Source organism: Paenibacillus zanthoxyli JH29 (assembly GCF_000520715.1).
GTDB classification, from domain to species: Bacteria; Bacillota; Bacilli; order Paenibacillales; family Paenibacillaceae; genus Paenibacillus_AQ; species Paenibacillus_AQ zanthoxyli.
The window spans coordinates 1-21,153 of the sequence record NZ_ASSD01000255.1 but is presented as its reverse complement, the minus strand read 5'-3'; the positions used below and the strand labels follow the sequence as shown (position 1 = coordinate 21,153).

Genomic DNA, 21,153 nt, shown 5'->3' with positions numbered 1-21,153 from the left:
CCAGCCGGTATGGTTCCGCCGCTTGGAATTGCGCTGTCCACTGTGCTTGCGAAGAGAAAGTACACGGCTGCTGAAAAAGAAGCGGGGAAAGCCTGCTGGGCCTTGGGCGCATCCTTCATTACTGAAGGCGCCATCCCGTTCGCTGCGACCGATCCTCTCCGGGTCATCCCGTCCATCATGGCCGGTTCCGCAGTGGCCGGCGGCCTGTCGATGGTGTTTGGAGCTGGACTTGCCGTTCCGCACGGCGGCGTATGGGTGCTGTTGATTCCGAATGTCGTTACCCAACTGGTGCCATATATCATTGCCATTTTGGCAGGTACAGCGGTTACGGCGGGTATCCTTTCTTTTGTTAAGAAAAATGTAAGTGAGATTAGCGGTTCAAAAGTACAATACGAAAACGTTCAGGGGGAATTGAAATTATGAGTAAGTTGAATTGGGCCATTATCGGCCCGGGCTGGGCAGCATCGGATTTTGTGAAAGCGATCAAAACGGTAAATGGAAGTGTCTACGCCGTAGCAGGAATATCCCAGGAAGAGGCGCAGGCTTTTGCCGATAAGAATCAAGTCGAGAAAGCCTTCGGCGATTATACAGAGATGTTAAAGGATGAAGCGATCGACGTTGTCTACATCTCCACCCCCCACAATCTGCACCACAAGTTTATTATGGAGAGCCTGAAGCATGGCAAGCATGTGATCAGCGAAAAGGCGATTACAGTGAACAGCGAGCAGCTCACCGAGATTATCGCATTGGCCGAAGAGAAGAACCTGGTCGTTGCCGAAGCGATGACGCTGTATTATATGCCTTTATATAAAAAACTGCGGGAGATCCTGGATTCAGGACAGCTCGGCAAGCTAAAAATGATTCAGGTATCCTTCGGAAGCCGCAAGGAATACGATGTGAAGAACCGCTTTTTCAGCAAAGATCTGGCCGGGGGAGCGCTTCTCGATATCGGAACCTATGCGCTGTCCTTCACCCGCTTCTTCCTGTCCCAGCAGCCGCATGAAGTTCTGACGACGGTGAAAACATTCGAAACCGGGGTGGATGAGCAGTCCAGAATTATCCTGAAAAATGACGCGGACGAGATGGCGGTCATCTCGCTGACCATGCGGGCTAAAATGCCGAAGCGCGGCGTAGTTGCGGGAGAGCTTGGGTTCATCACCGTGGACAACTTCCCAAGAGCGGATAAAGCCACCATTACTTATACGGACGGCAGAGTGGAACATATTGAAGCCGGGGAGACGGCCAAAGCACTGACATACGAAGTCGAAGATATGCAGAATTTCATTCAGAACAAAAAGAATACCGCAACGCTGTATCTGTCCAACGATATTATGGCTCTAATGACCAATGTCCGTAACCAATGGGGCATTAAATATCCATTCGAGTAATCGCACACAAAAGACCGAGTCCCGGCAGAACGCTGGGTTCGGTTTTTTTGTTGTATGACCAAAAGGATTGATAAACGCCCTGGCCACGTGATACGGTTTAAGCTACTGCATTTAATCCCCTATTATTGGAGGTATGAATATGAAGCTCTATCAAATGTCATCACGGCCTAACGGCACGGATCGGCTGGCGAGCTTTCTGAAAGACAACTTTGTCTGTATCGGCTGGCCGGGAATCGGCGATCTGGAGCATACGGGCAGTGAGGAACTGCGGGAGAGATTCGCTGCCGTATACGGCAACGAGTTAGCCGATGCAGACGCAGCGATGGCTGGGGTCGAGCTCTTTGTGTACGGGATGGAGGACGGCGATTACGTGCTGGTTGCTGCTGAAGACGGAGGATATGTGTATCTGGGCGACCTGGGCGATTATTTCTATGACGAACGATATGATAACGAGCAGGATGGAATGTGCCACCGCAGGGGCGTTACCTGGCTGAGCCGTATTCCCCGGAACGAACTGAGTCCCGCCTTACGGGAATGGTTGAATGAGGGCGCGGCTGTTTCGGTTTACCCCCTGCCGGCCGAAGAGGCCGGGCTGGACCGCTGGCTTAACCCAACAACCGAACCGCAAATATCCCGGACGGAACGGGTTAGGGTGGATAACAAGACGATTGAAGAGGCGCTGGAGGTTCTGAAATCGGCGCTTCGCAGCGAAGACCCGGAACGGCGGGAAAGAGCGGCAGCGGCGATTCTCGGATATGCCAGGGGGCAGTATTGAGAGAAAGCGGACAAGCGGCGCAGGGACTTATCATAGGCGGAAATGACCTATCGGCGATTCACGCCTCTTTTTCAGCGTAACTGCAAGCCAAGCATCTCCGTGCAGGTGTACACTACTCGCCGTCTCTCTTAAACGCTTTCAGGCACTCCTTGCAAATGCAAGCTTTGCCGAGGTACTCACTCGGAATCCGTTTATATATCTCCTGCGGAAAAATTTCGTTCATGCACCAGCACTCTTCATGGGAGCGGCCCGCCGCGCCCGCGCAGCCATTGGCTTTTCCGCACAAAGGACAGGTTCCCGCAGACTGTGCTGCTGGTTTTGCTTGATCCGTCATCTGGAATTACCCCACCTTTTTAAGGATATAAAAATTATCAAAAAGATTTCCGGTGTCAGTATAATCGTAATACAGTAGAGATAGCAACTGTTGGGCGAAGAATTGTGAAACGTAGGAGGACGTTCTAATAACTCCAATGTGCAGCAAAACTCCAAGAAGCATTAAACACTCTCATTTATCGGCTCTAGCTCCTTTTTTGTTCCAGCCATTTCATTTACGAACGCAGCTCCCAAAATCAATATTCCTCCGAATATTTGTAAAAGAGTCATTTTCTCATGCAGGAAAATACTTGACATTAGGATGGCTGAAATCGGGTCGATATAACTGAAGGCGGCAATGGTTTGACTCTTCAATTTACGCAGGGCTGAAAAATAAATGAGGTATGCAGCACCCGTATGTATAACTCCCACGATGATAAGCAGTTCTATGGATGTGCCGGAAGCTGTAGATATTTGAAATCCGTCGTTGGTCAGCACATACGGAATCAATGAAAGGGCTGAAATGAACAGCTGCATGAAGGAACTCTCGATCCCTGAGATGTTTTTTAAAAATTTATTGAGCATGACAACAATAGCATAAAAAGCCGCTGCCGTTAAACCGTACCCGATTCCAAGAATATGATTTGTTCCAGCCGCGCAGCCGCCTGTTCCGACGATACAAAACATCCCTGCCATTGCAGACAGGATACATAGGACATTGATCAGCTTTAAGCGTTCTTTGAGGATCAGCGGGGATAAGAACATCACGAAGATTGGCGCAAAATAGTAGCATATCGTCGCATTTGAAATCGTCGTGTAATGGTAGGCTTGAAACAAGAAAATCCAGTTCATTCCGAGTGCGATTCCGGATGCAACTAACAGCCATAGATTAGGGCGGATTCTTTTCCATGAAAGCCTTTGTGTAAACACGAAGCTGGCAGCGAATAACAGGAGGCTTCCGACTAAACCTCTCACTAGCGCAATCTGACTGGCGGTAAATGGGATATTCCGCACAAACAAACCTATACTGCCGAATATCAGCATGGAAATGATGAAACTGACTTTAGCTTTACTCATAATAGTGATCCTCTCTTACAAAATCAATATTTTCTGCGCAAAAATGAAGCGCCCCGGTATAAGATTAGATGAAGAGGGCAACCCTTGCTTTAATTAGTCTCCGTTTCGTAAAATATATTGTACAATCGTTAGTTATAACTGTCAAACCTAGAAGGAGTAATTATGAATTTAAATGAAGTCATTTCCATGAATTTAAAAAATCTGAGGCTCGAACGAAATCTAAGCCTGGGTCAATTGTCTGAACTATCCGGTGTAAGCAAAGTGATGCTATCTCAAATAGAAAAAGGCGAGTCAAGTCCCACCATCAATACCATTTGGAAAATTGCCAGTGGCTTGAAAGTGCCATACACCAAATTGATCGATGAAGCCATTGATCACGCCGTTGTGATCCATAAATCCGATACGAAGATGCAATCCGAGAATAATGACTCCTTTCGTTCCTATTGCTACTATGCGAATAATCCGATTCGGGATTTTGAATTGTTTAAAGTGGAGATGGAACCGCACGCTACAAAAGAATCGGATGGTCATTCCCCCAAGACACAAGAGTATATTTTGGTGCTGCGGGGAGAATTAACGCTGAAAGTAAACGCTCAAGAATATGTATTACAAGAAGGCGATTCCATTTACTTTGACTGCACTTCCCCTCACTCTTTTTCCAATAATCAAGAAACTCTCCTGGAGTTTACGGATATTATTTACTATTCTTGAGGCTGACGGGTACCGTTGAGGGGAGGTTCACGGTATTATAGGACCGGTTAGGGAAGGAGCGCTGTCCCTCAAGAGTTTGAAGGGCTTGGCGGACGCAAGTTGATCAAAATACGTGAAGGGATGTACCGGAGTATGAGATGCTGGCCGGCTGCCCGCTCAGTCCTCTAAAGAGCTGTGATTAGTAAAAGCTCTTGCGGCTTAGTTGCCTGTGGGAGTTTTTTTGTATATCTCGAATACTATTAAACCTTCATTCAATACTTTTTCCACCACTATTGGTAGGTGCGGGCCTTTTTCGATTCTTGTAACAAAACTTAAATGCTCGATTGCTATTAGAATATGTTCTGGTGCAATAGAGTCACAGTGATCCCGAATCCACCTACGGAAAATTATCCAATCAATATTTGAGCAATAAATATTTAAAATTCAAAATAATGTACCAATTTATCAAGTGATTAGAAAATACATCAATATACAAAAAAATATATATGTAAACCATTAATGCAAATTTCGATCAATTGTAACAAATTCTCTTATAAATATATTTTAAAAATGGGAAAATATAACATACGGGCTTCAAGAGGACAAGATTAATATTAACTATATAAAAGACGCTCTATGCAAGGTTAATCTCGAATATTTGATAGAACAAACAGATGGACTCAAGTCAACTGTGGATAAAAACATACTATCTAAAGGAGAAAAGCAAAGACTTGAACTCGCAAGAATCATTCTTCTGAAACCTGAACTAATCATATTAGATGAGCCGACTTCAGGATTAGATGAACTTACAGAAAGATTGGTATGGAATAATTTAAGAACGGAGTGCAATGAATCAACGATTCTTTTCACAACGCATAAAAAAGAACTGATTTCTAAAAATGACCGAGTGCTTGTAATGAAAAAAGGGATTTTATACGAACAAGTGGAGTTAGAATTAGCATGAATAATTGACTTGTTTACAACAATTACAAAATAAACGAGTTATTAATTCTCACACAATTACTTATCATTAATGAGGAAAAAATGAGAAAAATAAATTTAGAATCCAATAACTATCTTATAATATTAAATTTACTTTTTTTACTATTTCTATCTTCTTGTTCATGGAAAGAAGGAGTGACATTAAGGTGGGAACCTGATTTAAAATATGTAAAGCAAGAAATGATGCAAAAAGAAATAAGCCTTAAGATAAATCATGAACTTTCGATTACATTTGGTGAAAAGATGGATCGGATTATAGAAGATTTACCGAAATATGAGAACGATGATCAAGTTAAAATTGAGCTATCAAAAGCGGTAGCTTCTATAGGACAATTGCACACTAGCCTAGAATTGGGAAATGAAGATGTCCTTCCTTTCATACTATACATGTCTCAGGACAAGTTATACGTTATTGACACTCTTCAACAATACTCTTATATTCTTTTTGCAGAACTCACAGAAATTAATCATCAACCTGTCGAAAGGATAGTAAAACAATTAAAAGATGTTGTTTCAAGAGATAATGAGCAGGGGTTATTTGTAGAAATCCCTTCTCATATTGTGAGATATTCTATTCTTCATGGACTTGGAGTAATTGAAGATCATGATAAAATTCCAGTGACATTTCTTTTAGAAGACGGCTCTAAAACTAGTATTAGTGTCCCTTTGGTGTATCAAGGTGATTCTACAATTCGTTTGATAAACCCGTATAAAGAAAACTTGTTCTATAAAAAACTCGGAGACACTAATTATGAATATAAATATCTCCCAAGAGAAAATACTCTCTATGCTGCTTACAATAGTTGCTATACTGATCCAAATTATAGTATAGAACAATATTCTCGGGATATTGTAAGAACTATAAATCATTTTCCTGTGAAAAAAATAATTATTGATTTGAGAAATAATAGAGGTGGGAATTCGGATGTAATTCAACCTTTAGTTAAAGAACTGTCAGAGCTTCCGAAAATTAAAAATAATATTATTGTTCTAATTGGTCGTTATACCGCTTCTTCAGCCATGGCAAATGCAATAGAACTTCGTTCAACACTAAATGCAATTTTAATTGGAGAACCAGCGAATGGTGACCCGAATAAGCCTGGTGATATTTTGTCATTTAGGTTGCATGAGAGTGGCCTAACAGTTAATTACTCTACTAAGGAGTTCCATTTGTTAGAAACAAAGGAAAAGGCTCTTAACCCGGACATTCTTGTGAATCTAACAATATCGGACATTCGAAAAGGTGTTGATCCTGTATTAACAAAAGCACTTGAATATACATTTAATTAGTAAACGCCCATGCCGCTAACGCTGCGCCATCAGATCATGGAATAAAGTTGTTTTAGGATTTAATAGAGAGCTATGCTAATAATTGATATATGAGCATTTTGCATTAATCTGAGCCATTGCTCGGCAAGGAGATTTTGAGCATAAACCCCATGAAGCACGCGGACAACGGACCACAGCCGGAACGATATTTCTGATCTTCAAGTACGAATGTGCTTTTCTAACTAGTTCGAAGATCCTAGCACGTTGCCTGAAGGGACAGCTCGTTATGCCAATTTAATAATCAGGAGCGACCTCATGAATCTTTTGGGTGGAGCCAACCCCGATCAGTTCTATAACTAAAAAAACCGCAAACCCAAATAACCAACGGCCTAAGCAATGAGAAGAGTCTATATCTGCTCCAGTACGCGCATATTCCTATTGACTCGGCTGCCTTTGGAGCGAAGAAGCGATTTTTATCTAATGGAATTCTATTAATACAGAATGTAACTAATTGATCAGCAGTCCCAATTCACAGTCATCCTGAAAAGGAGTTGATTTGCTTTGGCTGGAAACGATCAAGCTATCAAATGGTACACCGAAACGATGCAATACGATTCATGAGCATCGCTTCAACGTTCATTGTGATCGTGAGTTTGCAGAGAATGCAATCACCTATAAAGTCTGGGTCAGCAAATTGAATACTTGAAAACTGTCAATCGTAAGCGGTCCTTCGGTTTAAATAAGCCAGTGGTTCTATTTATCGGTTTTTTCCGCGAAAGCCTTTGTTGGCTTTTGTGGTTTTACTTCCGCAACTGGACAGAAGCCAGGGTTCGTTACACATAATAATTGGGTGAATTGCGGCTGAAGCCGGGAGAGCTCTGCGAAATAGCTGCCGATGATGTGATTGAGTCCAATGCCTCCATTTTGGAAAGATAGCGATCGGAAGGTTGGGACATGTCTGTAATAGTACTTTTTTTCCCGCTTGGGCAGCTTGTAAACGGATGGTGGAGCATAGGTTACGACGTCAAAGAGATTGGCAATACGGTAGCTGTTCCTTACATACTTTGAAAAAGCTTTCGCAAATGCCGGATCGCCTACACGGGGAGAGCCGTAAGTGTACAAGTTGGGGGAGCTGTAGCCAGTGTTGGTGGCAATATCCATCGCACATAATGTCGCGAGCGCCGCACCGAGACTGTGACCGGTAATGTATAACGTCTTGTCAGGCGACAACCGGGTAAGTGCGGCAATAATGCCACTACGGGCGGAGGAATAGATGTCTGTAAAGCCGCGATGGGTAAGGCAGTCCTCCTTAACGTATTTGAACGTCTTTTGCGAGGCGATGATGTCAGAGAGCCAATCGGACGCCTGACTCGTTCCCCGAAAGGCGACAATTATCTCTTGCGGAGATTCGATAATAAACCCGAAGCGCTCCCATACATTGTTAATGGATTTCGCTTGGATGGTATGACTAACCGTATAACTCAAGGGAACAACAAACGAGCCGTCCGCATTTGAAAATTGGGCATAGGTCTGTCCACAGATGGCTGCCAGAAAGATCGCTCGCTGTTCATAATCGTTATCATTAGCCATCTGCATCCCGCCCTTCTTTCTTCCTTGTTTATGATCAGGACGGAAGATAGGTGTATGAAAAATGGAGGAAATTATTACTGCAACGGCAGGAAACTGAAGGAACCCGGAGAGTAAATTCATCTTTCCCCGGATTGGCCGAATTCGGACAAGTGAAGAGATGGTCCTGGCATTGAGATATAAAATTGTCATGTGATTCAATAACTTGAAGCTCCTGCTTGTGGCAGGGGCTTCTATTTGTTTTTCAACACGCGAGAGAACGGATTTGCAGTTACGGATAATTTAAGTCAAATCGTATTTTCTATGCCGGATGATGTGATGATTTGCCAGAGTTTTTCTGTATTTTTGCGGCGTGATCCCATATATTTCTTTGAAACTATTGATAAAGGAGCGGCTGTCGGTAAAGCCTTCTTTCATGGCGATTTCCAGGAGTGAGTAATCGGTATAAATAAGTAACTGATAAGCGTAAAATAGACGGATACGGGTGAGATGTTTTTTAAAAGTTGTTCCCATATATTCTTTAAATGTCCTTGCCAGATGCTCTTTGGATATCCCAAACTCTCTGGACAATGAGGTTAAGGTAAGCTGCTCTTTATAATGTTCGTCTACATGTTCGATAATCATTTGGCATCTATTCCAGTACTTTTGGGATTTTACAGACAAGAACAGTTTTTTTTCAGTAATGAAGCTGGTCATGAGAAGATACAAAATATCATAAAACACACTGTTTAATTTTAGTTGGTAATGCGGATTGGAGGCTCGTTTTTTGAAAAGGTGGTAGGTTTCTCTAAACAAAGAGACCAATTGTGTATAGCTGGGCGAATCATTGTCCAAGGTGAAGAAAAATTTTTCAACGCTTGGATTGGATTGTTTCAGCAGATCAAAAGGAAAAATAATAGTCAAAGCCTCATAGGGTTTGGACCGATCAATTTGACAACTGTGAATTTCTCCGCTGTTAATCAAAACTAATTCATTCTCGCGAACAAGGATTTCGTTTCCGTTTATGTTATATAAGCTCTCGCCTTCAAGCATCAATGTTAACTCTAGACTGCGATGCCAATGTTCTTCCACCAAGGTGACTTGGTTTTCCGAATGCAAGTATATCCATGCCAATAATCCTTCGGGAACCATAATACTTTCATGGCTATAATTCATAAATTGATCATCCCCTTGATACAAATATCAATTTTTCGCTATAAATCAATCAAAAAAAGCAAAGAAATTTATTTTTGATTTTATATAATTTTAAGTAACAAGTAAAGAATATGTTATAAATACTGACATTATAAATAAGGAATTCGAAAATTGGGGGACAAGAACTTGAATAAAAAAAAGAAATATAACATGTTATGGGGTAACTTTCTGTTTCTGGGACCTTCCACGTTAGTTTTTCTTGCCGTCGTTGTTATTCCATTTGCTATAAGTATTATTTACTCGTTCTCCAATTGGAATGGAATTTCCAATGAAATTAAGTTTGTGGGACTCAACAATTTCAACAATATATTCTCGGGGAAAGCGAAATTTTTGGATGCTTTCTGGTTCACTCTCCGTATTACTGCGGTCAGTGTACTGCTCATCAATCTGCTCGGCATACTTTTGGCTGTAGCATTGACAGCCAGGCTTCCTCTTCGGAACCCATTCCGGGCCGCCTTTTATTTGCCGCAAACGATGGGAGGATTAATCCTTGGTTTTATTTGGCAGTTTATTTTTATTGCCGGTTTTCCGGCGATCGGTGACAAGCTGAATTTGGGCTTCTTTTCCCAGCAATGGCTCGGAACAGAGAAGACGGCATTCGCCGCTTTAGTTATCGTCAATGTTTGGCAAAATGCGGGTTATGTGATGGTCATCATGATCGCCGCTTTGAGTGGAATTTCTTCGGAGCTGATTGAATCCGCGAAGGTTGACGGTTCCAGACCCCTCAATACGTTTCTCCGGATCAAACTGCCCTTGTGTATTCCGTACATTACAGTCTCCCTGTTCTGGACGATTTCAAGCGCGCTCAAGATGTTTGAGACTAATGTTTCTCTGACAAAAGGAGGGCCCTACGGGTCAACTACATCTATGGCCTTAAATATCTATAATGATGCCTTTGCCAACAATAAGTATGGATTAGCCACCGCAGAGGCGCTAGTGTTCTTTGTCATTATTTTAGCGATAACCTCGGTTCAATTGTACATGAGCAAAAGGAAGGAGAGTCAAATCTTATGAAAAAGAACCCTGTTTCCATGTTGATCACGTTTATGGTTGTGCTCGCGGGGGTGCTCATCTTTGTGGCCCCTTTATGGATCATGGTCATGAACTCCTTTAAGCCGCTTAACGAAATTATAGCCTTTCCACTCCGGCTTCCAGACGAGTGGAGCTTCGATAATTATGTAAAGGCTTGGGAAGAAGTGAATATCCCTAACATTATGAAGAACACAGCCATAGTGTCCTTTTCCGCTGTATGTGGTGTCATTATTCTGGCAACGATGACGGCTTACTGGGCGGAGCGGCATCCGACTGTCTATTCCCGAATCTTTAGCAGTGCCATCCTGCTATCCATGTTGATTCCCTTCGCGACAATTATGATTCCCCTTGTCCAGGTCATGAAGTTCTTGCATTTAAACAATACAATTCCGGGAGCAGTGCTGGCCTATTGGGGGATTGGACTCGCTTTCGCTTTTTTTATGATCCGCAGTGGAGTCAAGACTCTTCCTTATGAATTGGAGGAGGCCGCCCGGATTGATGGTTGCGGTGTGATTCAGGTATTTGTAAGAATTGTGTTTCCTCTACTTTCACCGGTCGTATTCAGTGTATTTGTGATGGATATGTTCTGGGTTTGGAATGATTTTATGATTCCACTGGTTCTGCTGAACAATCAGAAACTCAGTACCGTTCAACTGGCGATTAACCGCTTGTTCGGCATGTATAACAGCCGTTGGGACATAGCTTTGCCTGCTCTAACCATGAGCATGGTTCCTATAATTGTTATTTTTATCCTTCTGCAGAAGAAAATTGTAGGAGGCGTAATGGCGGGCGCTGTAAAAGGTTGAGCTAAATAAATTTTAGGAGGAGACAGGATGAAGAGAACAAAAGGGAGAGTTACAATGTTGTGCGTGTCGTTGGCAGGAGTGCTGGCTTTGACGGCATGCGGCGGACAAGCGGGCGAAGGACAAAATTCGCAAACGAGTTCTTCGGAAAGCGCTAAAACCAAGACGATATACATTTATCAGAACAAAATTGAGATTGACAAGGCATTAAAAAAGACAGCAGAAGCGTACACTGCCCTTCACCCGGACATTCAATTTTCGATTGAGTCTGTCAGCGACAATTTCAGCACGGGTCTCAAGACCAAGTTGGCTTCCGGAGAACTGCCCGATGTCTTTACTGTACTTGGGAATCAGGATTTAAAACTCTGGCAGTCTCAACTGGAGGACTTGACGGATCAGCCCTGGACTAAAGATATGATTCCCCTGGCGAAGGAAGGCATCACCGGAGATGATGGAAAAGTATACGGTCTGCCGGTATCTGTGGAAGGATATGGATATGTCTATAACAAAAAGCTCTTTCAGCAAGCGGGAATATCCAAGGTTCCCGTAACATTAACCGAATTGAAACAGGATGTCGAATCGCTGAAATCAGCCGGAATACAACCCTTAGTAGGAGCATATATGGATTGGTATCAGTCTGGTAATTTCCTGGTTAATATGGGGATTGCCCGTCAGAAGGATCCGCTGGCTTTTATTAAAGGGTTATATGACGGAACCGCTACATTTGTTGGAAATGAAATTTTTAAGGAAGTGGCGGATTTTATTCAATATGATTTTGCCAACGGAAAGAACGGGCTAAGCACCAACTTTAATAATCAGACTACCCAACTGGTAAATGGCGAAATAGCTATGACGCTCGGAGGAAACTGGCTTCAGCCGACTATTGATAATGGAAATGCGAGCCTTGAAGCAGGGTTAATGCCTCTCCCGGTGAACGACAATCCGGAAGAGAATGACAAACTGTATGCGGGCGTTAGTGGTTATTGGGCCATCAATAAGGATTCTGATGTGAAAGAAGAAGTAAAGGACTTCTTTAACTGGCTTGTCACTACGCCGGAAGGACAAACCCATATGACCAAGGACATGCAGATTATACCGGGTTTCTCTTCCTTTTCGGCTGATAATAAAGCGATTGGTGATTTGGGAGCCGACCTTTCCCGCTATTTAAAGGAAGGAAAGGTATATGGATCGTACAATTCCTACTACCCGGATGGTGTTGCGCAGGCTTTTGGGGAAGCCGTACAGAGATTTGTAGCCGGTCAAGTGGATAAGGACGGTTTCCTGCAGGAATTACAAAACGAATGGGATCGTCTGGCTGAATAAAGACCAAAAATGCTGGAAATGGGGTTAACTATGCACAAAGATTTGGATAGGCTTATAAGTGATATGACCTTACACGAAAAAGTGGCGCTATGTACCGGTGAAAATTCATGGAAAACCAAAGCTTTTAAACACCTGGGCATTCCTTCTATTCTTATGAGTGATGGTTCTAGCGGCGTCCGATTTCAGAAGGATTCCGAAATCATCCGGCCGCAATCGTTTTATGAGTCCATTAGCAGCCGATTTGACAGTGAGGAGGCGGTCAGTAATACCCACAAGGCTACCTGCTTTCCCTCGGCATCAACGGTTGCCTGCTCATGGAATAAAGAGCTGATCTATGAGATCGGTCAAGCGATTGCCGAGGAGTGCCGTCGTTTGGGAATCCATCTATTGTTGGGCCCCGGAATGAACATTCGCCGGCATCCTTTAACGGCCCGCAATTTTGAATACTATTCGGAAGACCCCTACTTAACAGGGGAAATGGCCGCAGCCATGGTTACGGGTGTGCAGAGTAAAGGGGTCGGTACTTCTCTCAAGCATTTTGCCTGCCATAATTCGGATACCAAACGAACACGGGTAGATGCCATTGTAGAGGAAAGAGCTCTGCGGGAGATCTATTTAGCGGCCTTTGAACGGGTCGTTAATCAGGCCAAGCCCACTACCGTCATGAGTGCGTACAACAAAATTAACGGGGTTCAAGCCAGCGAAGATCCCTTGCTGCTCAATCAGATTTTGCGTGAGGAATGGGGATTCGACGGAGCGGTGATCAGTGACTGGGGAGCGGTCAAAAATGTGGTGGAAGCCACCTTGGCGGGGCTTGATTTGCAAATGCCGCTTTCCTTAAGCTCGTCAAAATTTTTGGAAGAAGCCGTTCAAAAAGGCGACATCAGTGAGGAGTGGCTTAACCGCCGGGTAAAGCATATTCTTCAGCTTGTGTTCAGTCTGACGGAAACGGCAGAACCAAAGACTGAGTTCGATTTTGTTCAGCATCATAGGCTCGCACAGCGGGCCGCAGAGGAATCCATTGTTTTATTGAAAAACGAGCAGCAATTACTGCCACTATCCTCTGAGAAAATCAAGAAAATTGCGGTCGTCGGCAAATTGGCGGTAGAACCGTTATATCAAGGAACAGGTTGCGCCATCGTGAATGCGCAGCTGGTGGATATACCGCTGGACTGCATACGCAGCCTGTGCCAAGGTACAATCGAGGTTGTTTATGCTCCCGGATATAACAGCGACGGCAGTACAAATCAGGCTTTGTTGCAGGAGGCCGGGCTTCTGGCCCGCGATGCGGATGTTGTTTTGGTTTTCGCCGGAGCCTTTATGCCCGAAGAAAGCGATGATTACAACCGGAAGGATATGAATATCGAATCGGGTCATGAACAACTGATTGAAACGGTCTGTGCCGTACATCGAAACTCTGTTCTGATTTTGGCTAACGGAGAGTCGGTTGCGATGCCCTGGACCGATAAGGCAAGCGTTGTATTGGAGACCTGGTTTGGCGGGGAAGGCATGGGATCGGCTCTTGCCAATATCCTCTTCGGCTTGGTGAATCCTTCTGGCAAACTGTCTGCCACCATTCCGGAGAAATTAAACAATACCCCTGCGTATCTGAGCTTCCCCGGCAATGAAAAGGATCTGTACTATAATGAAGGAATCTATGTGGGTTACCGCTATTATGACAAAAAAGAAATCGCTCCGCGGTTTCCGTTTGGGCACGGCCTTTCATATACGCAATTCACGTATAGCAATCTTACCGTATCGTCATCATCGGTTAAGCTACCCGAAACTTTAAAAGTAACTGTCGATATTACAAATATTGGTGATGTCTACGGGAAAGAAATTATACAATTGTATCTTTCACAGCCGAACTCAAAGCTCCCTCGTCCGGTTCAAGAACTAAAGGGCTTCGCGAAAGTGGCGCTCCATTCCGGAGAAACGAAAACAGTTGAATTTGTGTTAGAAGAACGTGACTTCTCTTACTACAACCCGGAGTTCAGCAAATGGGTTGCAGACACTGCGGAATTCATCATCCGGATCGGTGCTTCAAGCCGAGACATCCGCCTTACGAAGGCGGTTCAGGTAGAAAATTCCCGGAAATATGTCTCAAAGATCAGGACGGACAGCGGATTTACAGAACTGCTAGCGAATACGACGGCCAAACAAATCTTTTATCAGTTTTTAATAGAAAACGGTTTGATTAATCGAGAGCAGGCAAATGAAAATCTGGATGAATTGTTAAAATGGTCGTTCTGGGGCGTTCAGACTTTTATGGATATGAATTCGGGGGGGACGATTACTTATGAGAAAATGGAGGAAGTCGTTGCCCGGATAAATGATGCTTTGGAGAAGGCATAGTAACAATCCTAATTAGCTTGATGCATACCAGAAAGCAGGGCTCTTTCGTGAGTCCTGCTGTTCGCGTTGTCCGCAGCGGCGGAGAAACACAGTGAAATCTCTATTGCTCATTTGGTAGGCCAAGGCCGCTTGCTTTCAAACCTCTCAAAAAGATAGTTTCCTGGAAAACGAACGGCGCCCCGGCGCCGAAAGTTCACTGCTGAACAAAAAAAGGCGCTGCTGAATGAGTTTCGACTTCCTCTGGTTCAAGTTTAATTTGCGCGTTCCAGCTCAATGGCCAGTTGATCCAGAAAAGCCTTCGACCCGTGCAAGTGAACTTCCAGCGAATCCCGTTTGTCGAAAAAGGCACATTGTTCTGTATAGAAGAGTTTTGTGCCGGAGCCATCGGACTTAAATTCGACTGTCATCAGAGAAACCGAGGTCCGCTTTTCGTCCATGTCCAAGTTGAAGGTGTAGACGATGCGGGCATCCGGCACAATCTCCTGATAAGTAGCAATCGAAGTATAGACAGGACCGTCTGGATCAGCACTTCTAATAATCTCTCGTCCGCCTACACGGAAGTCGAACTCTTCGGCTATCGGGAACCAACGGGCCTTTGCAACAGGGTCTGACCATGCTACAAAAACTCGTGCAGGCGAGGCGTGATAATGACGTTCGATAAAAAAGAGTCATGTTTTATTGAATAATTATTCATGCTTCAGTCCTCCGTTAATCAGATTGTTCGGGATGCTTGGCCAAAAAATCGTCAAGCCGGTCGAGATTTTCTGTTCAATTGGCCCGCTTCTCGGCAAAAAACTTCTCATGACTCATTCGCATCGTTTCCAACAGATTGGTAAATCTTCAATGGTCAATGGCTTTGTTTCATAATCATCTCCTTTATTCTGCGCCAGCTTTCTACCGGTAACCTCAGTATTGCGCTGCACGGTTTTTTCTTTTTCTGGGGGTCACCGTACTTGCTGCAACATGCACATAATCCAGTGAATTGGTTCCCATAATTTGAAGAAACTTATGACAAAATTGAGCAGGAGAATAAATCTTTCATGAAAAAGAGTTCAAATATGCCCTCAATCTTTCCCATCCTTCGGTTTCATCATTGGAAGCTATTCGAAATAGATGAAATTCCGCGTAGCTACATAATCTGTCTTTTTTCTTATCATTTTCGATTGTCTTAGCATCCCGCCTATGGTACTCGCCATCATATTCAATGGAACATATCGGCTGAAGTGATTCTTTTTCATATATGACAAAGTCCATGTGGCTGGTGAAGTAATATGATTTTAGTGTACTGTCCAGCTCGAAATTGATGGATAATACATCCTTGATAGGCACTTTTGGAAAGACAAGTAACGGCATGCCGCCAAGGAAAATTTGCAGTTTATTAAAGATCATCCGTTCTCCCTGATGCATAAGTGCCTTGCGGCTCTCTTGTTGAATGATTCGGTTGAACTCTATGGACAATTCAATTGCGGGATTATGAAAATTTTTGGCTTCTATGGTGTTGATGTAATGACTTAATTGGGTCAGATAGCCTCGACCGTTGTCAATCTCCGCTAAATTACCCACGAGGATAAAATAATCCAGCGCCCGGGTCAGGGCAACATTAATTAACCGGTAGCTCTTTTGCACAAAATCAATCTGAAATGCAGTAGAGCCGTTAGAAATGACGGTAGTGAATACAATGGCTCGACATTCTCCGCCTTGAAATGTATGGACCGATCCTACCTTAATATTGGGATTATTTCGGAAGACCTCAATCAATTTCTTCTTTTGTGCGTCAAATGGTGTAACAATACCGATTTGGGTAATACCATTGCTTTCAAGCTTGGATACAATGGATATGACTTCGTTTAATTCCTGTTCGTTAAACTTTCCATAAGCAGTTCCATACACATTTTTCGAGAAAATTCCGGTGTGATAAGGCATACGTTCAGGTTCTTGGCGCATTATCCGTAAGCGTCCCCGATAAAAATGCCGGTTGCTAAATGAGGCAATGGACGGAATGCAACGATAATGATAACTTAGCAAATGTGTACCATGGTCGTTATACTGGCATGCATGCTCGGCTCTTTCAAAAGCGGAAACGTTACGAAAGCAATAGAGCGATCGCTCAATACCGTTGGCGGATCTGCCGAATAAAGCATCGCTAAGCGAATCTTCCAACGAAACGATGTGACTCAGTTGATGAATATCACCAAAAAAGCAAGCTCTCCTTGAAGATTGTAGAAGGGAAAATACGCTTGGTATGGAGCATTGAGATGATTCATCGATTATAGCCAGGTCTACTGCTGTTCCCTGAGGAATACATCTGCGAGCGGATAAACTGCTGACCAGAAGAACGGGAAAAAGTTTGACAAAAGAAGCAAAGGCCGAGGCCGATTGGCGAATTCTCCCGTCATTTTCGAGCTCAGTGAGAAGTCTTTTTATACTATTCATTTCTTTTGCGTTTTCTAAAATAGACTTGGCATTATGTAACCATCGTGTGCGAACGATCATCAGATCGATTTTGTTTTTCTCATCATACAAGACTTTTAAGGAGGAAGGTTGTTCTTTTTGCTTATGTAGCAATTGCGACAGTATGGTTTTGTACTGCTCAAGACGATTCTCAAGATTTATGACCTTTACAATCTCCTCGCAGAGAGCAAGAGACTCTGTAGGTGTCGCGGTATCAATAAACTCCCATAAACCTGAGGCATCCATGGACGTAAGGTACTTTTGAATGCATCTTTTCCTATAAGCTTTCACCTTCCCGGCAATAAACATTCGGAATTTACGGAAAATATCGTTACCGAATAACTGAAGTGGCTTGTCTACAATCTCGCGAAGCCGTTGTTCAACTCGCTCATCGGCTATAGAAAGTTCTATGAAGTTGTTTTTAAGGTAGGTCAGATGATTCAATCGCAATCGGTCGTTTAAAATATCAATTAGGTTTTGAAGCTGGCCTATTGTATTTCTCAAGTCAATAATTTGTTGCTCTATGCTTTCGGATGCATTAATTTGCTCCATGATTTGGCGACTTCTTACGATATACGCATCAATGGATTTTTCGGGGAGCAGGTTTGGAAGTTCTTGCTTCATTTGTGCAATCGCATTTCGTATGTTGGATAGTTCAGATTTGTTGAGAGAACTACTTCCTAAACGGATAAATCCGAAAAATTGCCGGCTTATGCCTTTCTCTTCTATTTTCTCAACAATATTGTCAACCGCCTGATTATTTGTGCTCGCCACGACACATGTCTCCAAACGATAAATTTGATTGGCTATCAAATTCAAAATCGTTTGAGTCTTACCTGTACCCGGCGGACCTTTGATTGTATTAATTGTATTTTGAATATCTGAAATGGCAATGTTTTGAGGATAATTGCTGGGAACGATATGCAGCGGTTCTGGATGAATGTCTTGAGAGGGCAAGGCGAAGCTATTAGTAAGGAAGCTGGTTAACACTGTACTTGGTTGAACTTTGTGTTTCAAGAGGTTCTCTATCTCTTTAACAATAAGATAATTGCTGTTAGTAGTATTTTCTGCTTGTACGATAACATAGCTTCTAATTAAATCTTTCATTTCGTAATCAGTGTGGGTCAAAAGATTGTCCAAGTACTCTTCATTCGACACAAAGGTTAAGGGTGACGCGGAAAATTGCTCCTTTAGCTTGTTTATCTCTTCAAGAAAGCTCTGGTCGGACAAAGAGGTGAACAATTCTTGGTGAAATCCGAATTGATCCACTTTAAATATATCCCGATCTGACAGAAAGTTTGAATTCCCCCACAGAATAAGCGGCAAGTATACAGTTCCATGTTTTTTTCTTTTTTTCAGGAGAGGATAACCAAATAAGATTGTATGATTTTCTTTCAACCGAATGCTCATTGCTTGATAGCGTTCAGCGATTTTTTCGGGCTCGATCGGGTTAATTAGGCAGCGAGCTAACATGTCTTGGCTTAACTCGGTTGAATAGTAGCTTTCGTATTTGAGACATTCCAAATAATATTGAAGCAGATTTTTCGTAAGCAAAGGCTTGTCCTCCAGATAAATGTAAAAAATCAATGTTAAAAGTGTATGTGGGAAACGCCTCTCCATTTTATACCACATGAATCTGGCAGAGCTATAAAGAAAGTTGTTGCGGTATATTAAAGGTTTGGAATGAAAAGTACTATACCAACTTGCCTCCGTAGAGCTTCCTGACTTTGCATTTGGAAGAAGAAAGCGTCACCTGTAAGCTACATAAAGATTTTGAAACCGCTTAGACGGTATTCCCTGTATTTTGACGGAAGCTTATATAGCATTTAAAGCCAGATTTCTAAACACAATCTTCACATTTCTTTCGATAGCGGTTCACCCAGGTATATTATAATGATTACAAAAAACCAAAGGGGGCTGTTCCCATGAGCGAAGAAACTGCATCTCCAAAATACACCAACCGGCTAATCCATGAGAAGAGTCCTTATCTGCTCCAGCACGCGTACAATCCGGTGGATTGGATGCCATGGGGCGAGGAAGCTTTCGAGAAGGCCAAAGCGGAGAACAAGCCCGTGTTCGTATCCATCGGCTATTCCACCTGTCATTGGTGCCATGCGATGGAAGAAGAATCTTTTAACGATGAAGAGGTTGCAGAGCTGCTTAACGGTAATTACGTGGCGGTTAAGGTGGACCGGGAGGAAAGGCCGGATATCGACGCTCTGTATATGTCGGTCTGCCAGGCAATGACTGGCGGGGGAGGCTGGCCTCTGACGGTGCTGCTGACGCCGGAGAAGAAGCCGTTCTATGCCGGAACGTATTTTCCGAAGCGGCGGATGATGGGGCAGGTCGGACTCATGGAGGTTCTGGAGCAGGTCCGGGCCAAATGGGAAACGGACAGTGCGAAGCTCCACCAGCTTGGCGATGAACTGCTCTCCGAGCTTCAGGCCGCGGCTGCCAAGAACAGCGTCGAACAGGATGTTGAATTGTCGGAGGATCTGCTGCATCATGCCTTCCGGTTGTACACCGCGATATTTGATAATGTGAACGGGGGATTTGGACAAGCTCCTAAATTCCCGACACCGCATAATCTGTCTTTTCTGCTCGCATACAGCCAGAAGTATGACAATGCAGAGGCGCTGCGCATGGTCGAGAAGACGCTTGAATCTATGTACAAGGGCGGTATTTTCGACCATATTGGCTTCGGATTTGCGCGCTACTCCACCGATGAGCAGTGGCTGGTGCCGCATTTTGAGAAAATGCTCTTCGACAACGCGCTGCTCGCCTCCGCTTATGTGGAAGCTTACCAGATCACGGCGAAGCCGCTGTATGCGGAAGTTGCAGAGGGCATATTCGCTTACGTACTACGCGAGCTGACCTCACCCGAGGGTGCGTTCTATTCGGCTCAGGACGCCGATTCGGACGGCGAGGAAGGCGCCTTCTATATTTTCAGCACGGAAGAGGTCGAGGAAGCACTGGGACCTGAAGAAATGAAGGACTATTGCAGTATCTACGGAATAACGGAAGAGGGCATTTCGCGGGGCTACAGCATCCCAAATCTGCTCGAAGGAACGCCGGATGAAATGGCGGAAAAGCTAGGCACGACGCCTCAGGCACTGCGCACCCGGATAGAGGAATGGCGGGAGAAGATGTTCGCCTACAGAGAGAAGCGCGTGCGTCCTTCCAAGGATGACAAGGTGCTGACCTCGTGGAACAGCCTGATGATTACGGCGCTGGCGAAGGGGGCCAAAGCGTTCCAAAAGCCCGAATACGCCAAGGCTGCCGAAGCGGCGGCGGATTTCCTCTGGAACCATCTGCGCCGCGAGGATGGCCGGGTGCTGGCAAGATACCGCGACGGCGAAGCCGCTCATCTCGGATATGTAGACGATTATGCTTTTCTGATATGGGGACTGACCGAGCTGTATGAGGCAACAGGACAAGCGGTCCATCTGGAGCGGGCGCTTCAGCTTAAAGACGGGCTGCTGGATCTGTTCCAGGACGAAGAGGAAGGCGGATTCTACTTTACGGGCAAGGATGCGGAGCAGCTTCCGATTCGTTCGAAGGAGCTGTATGACGGCGCGATGCCTTCCGGCAATTCCGTGGCGGTGAAGGTGCTGTGGAAGCTCGCCGTAATTACCCAGAACGTTAAGCTTAAGGGCGTTGCCGAGCGGACGGCGGCGGTACTGGGCAAAGCAGCGATGAAATATCCCGCCAGCTATGCCATGTTCCTGCAGGGGCTGTTAACCATGTCAGGCGGCAAGGAATGGGTATTGTCCGGCAAAAAAGAAGATCCTGCCCTGAACGAGATGATTTCTCTTGCGCAGCGTGCCTTTATGCCAGATGCTTCGCTGCTCATTCACTGGGAAGCTCCGGAGGACGAATTGGCGGCCCTGCTGCC

At 44.3% G+C, this 21,153-nt stretch carries 16 protein-coding genes and 2 pseudogenes; 12 read left to right on the top strand and 6 right to left on the bottom strand.

The features are described 5' to 3' along the window. From L691_RS0109380 to L691_RS0109370, 3 genes and pseudogenes are all read left to right on the top strand, one after another. Window positions 1–423 (top strand): annotated as a pseudogene (locus L691_RS0109380) (PTS system, fructose subfamily, IIC subunit); the annotation flags it as partial. Then, a complete protein-coding gene (locus L691_RS0109375) occupies window positions 420–1,388 on the top strand; it encodes a Gfo/Idh/MocA family protein (protein ID WP_025690191.1) in 969 nt (322 codons plus the stop codon). The pseudogene L691_RS0109380 and the gene L691_RS0109375, both read left to right, overlap by 4 nt. 139 nt (window positions 1,389–1,527) lie before the next feature. Further along, window positions 1,528–2,163: a hypothetical protein gene (locus L691_RS0109370; protein ID WP_025690190.1), complete on the top strand. Its 636-nt coding sequence runs from the start codon at window positions 1,528–1,530 to the stop codon at window positions 2,161–2,163. A gap of 112 nt (window positions 2,164–2,275) precedes the next feature. On the opposite strand, the gene L691_RS0109365 is transcribed toward L691_RS0109370, so the two are convergent. Together L691_RS0109365 and L691_RS0109355 are read right to left on the bottom strand one after the other, a co-directional pair. Further along, window positions 2,276–2,497: a cysteine-rich CWC family protein gene (locus L691_RS0109365; protein WP_025690189.1), complete on the bottom strand. Its 222-nt coding sequence runs from the start codon at window positions 2,495–2,497 to the stop codon at window positions 2,276–2,278. A gap of 161 nt (window positions 2,498–2,658) precedes the next feature. Next, window positions 2,659–3,552, bottom strand: coding sequence for a DMT family transporter (locus tag L691_RS0109355; RefSeq protein WP_025690188.1), 894 nt, complete (start codon window positions 3,550–3,552; stop codon window positions 2,659–2,661). Window positions 3,553–3,714: 162 nt separating this feature from the next. Between L691_RS0109355 and L691_RS0109350 the strand changes: the two genes are divergently transcribed. From L691_RS0109350 to L691_RS30630, 3 genes are all read left to right on the top strand, one after another. After that, window positions 3,715–4,263 carry a helix-turn-helix domain-containing protein gene (locus tag L691_RS0109350; RefSeq protein WP_025690187.1) on the top strand — a complete coding sequence of 183 codons (549 nt, stop codon included), beginning with the start codon at window positions 3,715–3,717 and terminating at the stop codon, window positions 4,261–4,263. 637 nt (window positions 4,264–4,900) lie between these two features. Beyond that, entirely contained in the window at window positions 4,901–5,206 is a 306-nt protein-coding gene (locus L691_RS0109345) for an ATP-binding cassette domain-containing protein (RefSeq protein ID WP_025690186.1), read from the top strand. Between the two features lie 80 nt (window positions 5,207–5,286). Continuing rightward, complete coding sequence (locus L691_RS30630; protein ID WP_025690185.1) at window positions 5,287–6,534, top strand: S41 family peptidase; 1,248 nt, start codon at window positions 5,287–5,289, stop codon at window positions 6,532–6,534. A gap of 732 nt (window positions 6,535–7,266) precedes the next feature. Here L691_RS30630 and L691_RS0109335 read toward each other — a convergent pair. Further along, window positions 7,267–8,103, bottom strand: coding sequence for a lipase family protein (locus tag L691_RS0109335; RefSeq protein ID WP_025690184.1), 837 nt, complete (start codon window positions 8,101–8,103; stop codon window positions 7,267–7,269). A gap of 279 nt (window positions 8,104–8,382) precedes the next feature. Beyond that, complete coding sequence (locus L691_RS0109330) at window positions 8,383–9,255, bottom strand: AraC family transcriptional regulator (RefSeq protein WP_025690183.1); 873 nt, start codon at window positions 9,253–9,255, stop codon at window positions 8,383–8,385. A 165-nt stretch (window positions 9,256–9,420) separates the two neighbouring features. Between L691_RS0109330 and L691_RS0109325 the strand changes: the two genes are divergently transcribed. The 4 genes from L691_RS0109325 to L691_RS0109310 all read left to right on the top strand — a co-directional run bounded on the left by L691_RS0109325 (window position 9,421) and on the right by L691_RS0109310 (window position 14,807). Further along, window positions 9,421–10,308 (top strand): carbohydrate ABC transporter permease, encoded by an 888-nt coding sequence (locus L691_RS0109325; protein ID WP_025690182.1) that lies wholly within the window; start codon window positions 9,421–9,423, stop codon window positions 10,306–10,308. Further along, window positions 10,305–11,132 carry a carbohydrate ABC transporter permease gene (locus L691_RS0109320; RefSeq protein ID WP_025690181.1) on the top strand — a complete coding sequence of 276 codons (828 nt, stop codon included), beginning with the start codon at window positions 10,305–10,307 and terminating at the stop codon, window positions 11,130–11,132. Before L691_RS0109325 ends, L691_RS0109320 begins: the two co-directional genes overlap by 4 nt. A gap of 27 nt (window positions 11,133–11,159) precedes the next feature. Continuing rightward, complete coding sequence (locus L691_RS0109315) at window positions 11,160–12,452, top strand: ABC transporter substrate-binding protein (RefSeq protein ID WP_025690180.1); 1,293 nt, start codon at window positions 11,160–11,162, stop codon at window positions 12,450–12,452. Between the two features lie 153 nt (window positions 12,453–12,605). Then, the gene (locus L691_RS0109310; RefSeq protein WP_232229142.1) at window positions 12,606–14,807 is read left to right on the top strand and encodes a glycoside hydrolase family 3 C-terminal domain-containing protein; all 2,202 of its coding nucleotides are present in this window, start codon (window positions 12,606–12,608) and stop codon (window positions 14,805–14,807) included. Between the two features lie 251 nt (window positions 14,808–15,058). Here L691_RS0109310 and L691_RS28420 read toward each other — a convergent pair whose 3' ends face one another. Then, complete coding sequence (locus L691_RS28420; protein ID WP_084654021.1) at window positions 15,059–15,466, bottom strand: SRPBCC family protein; 408 nt, start codon at window positions 15,464–15,466, stop codon at window positions 15,059–15,061. A gap of 252 nt (window positions 15,467–15,718) precedes the next feature. On the opposite strand from L691_RS28420, the pseudogene L691_RS32635 reads away from it, so the two are divergent. Beyond that, window positions 15,719–15,799, top strand: a pseudogene (locus tag L691_RS32635) (hypothetical protein); the annotation flags it as partial. A gap of 46 nt (window positions 15,800–15,845) precedes the next feature. Here L691_RS32635 and L691_RS0109295 read toward each other — a convergent pair. Continuing rightward, window positions 15,846–18,812, bottom strand: coding sequence for an AAA domain-containing protein (locus L691_RS0109295; protein WP_025690177.1), 2,967 nt, complete (start codon window positions 18,810–18,812; stop codon window positions 15,846–15,848). 371 nt (window positions 18,813–19,183) lie between these two features. Here L691_RS0109295 and L691_RS0109285 point away from each other — a divergent pair. Next, on the top strand, window positions 19,184–21,153 hold a 1,970-nt coding region (locus L691_RS0109285), incomplete at its 3' end, for a thioredoxin domain-containing protein (RefSeq protein WP_025690176.1).

Coding starts and splice junctions, on each gene's coding strand:
- L691_RS0109315 (WP_025690180.1), top strand. CDS start 11,160: ATGAAGAGAACAAAAGGGAGAGTTACAATGTTGTGCGTGTCGTTGGCA.
- L691_RS0109330 (WP_025690183.1), bottom strand. CDS start 9,255: ATGAATTATAGCCATGAAAGTATTATGGTTCCCGAAGGATTATTGGCA.
- L691_RS0109355 (WP_025690188.1), bottom strand. CDS start 3,552: ATGAGTAAAGCTAAAGTCAGTTTCATCATTTCCATGCTGATATTCGGC.
- L691_RS0109320 (WP_025690181.1), top strand. CDS start 10,305: ATGAAAAAGAACCCTGTTTCCATGTTGATCACGTTTATGGTTGTGCTC.
- L691_RS0109350 (WP_025690187.1), top strand. CDS start 3,715: ATGAATTTAAATGAAGTCATTTCCATGAATTTAAAAAATCTGAGGCTC.
- L691_RS0109365 (WP_025690189.1), bottom strand. CDS start 2,497: ATGACGGATCAAGCAAAACCAGCAGCACAGTCTGCGGGAACCTGTCCT.
- L691_RS0109310 (WP_232229142.1), top strand. CDS start 12,606: ATGAGTGATGGTTCTAGCGGCGTCCGATTTCAGAAGGATTCCGAAATC.
- L691_RS0109335 (WP_025690184.1), bottom strand. CDS start 8,103: ATGGCTAATGATAACGATTATGAACAGCGAGCGATCTTTCTGGCAGCC.
- L691_RS30630 (WP_025690185.1), top strand. CDS start 5,287: ATGAGAAAAATAAATTTAGAATCCAATAACTATCTTATAATATTAAAT.
- L691_RS0109375 (WP_025690191.1), top strand. CDS start 420: ATGAGTAAGTTGAATTGGGCCATTATCGGCCCGGGCTGGGCAGCATCG.
- L691_RS0109370 (WP_025690190.1), top strand. CDS start 1,528: ATGAAGCTCTATCAAATGTCATCACGGCCTAACGGCACGGATCGGCTG.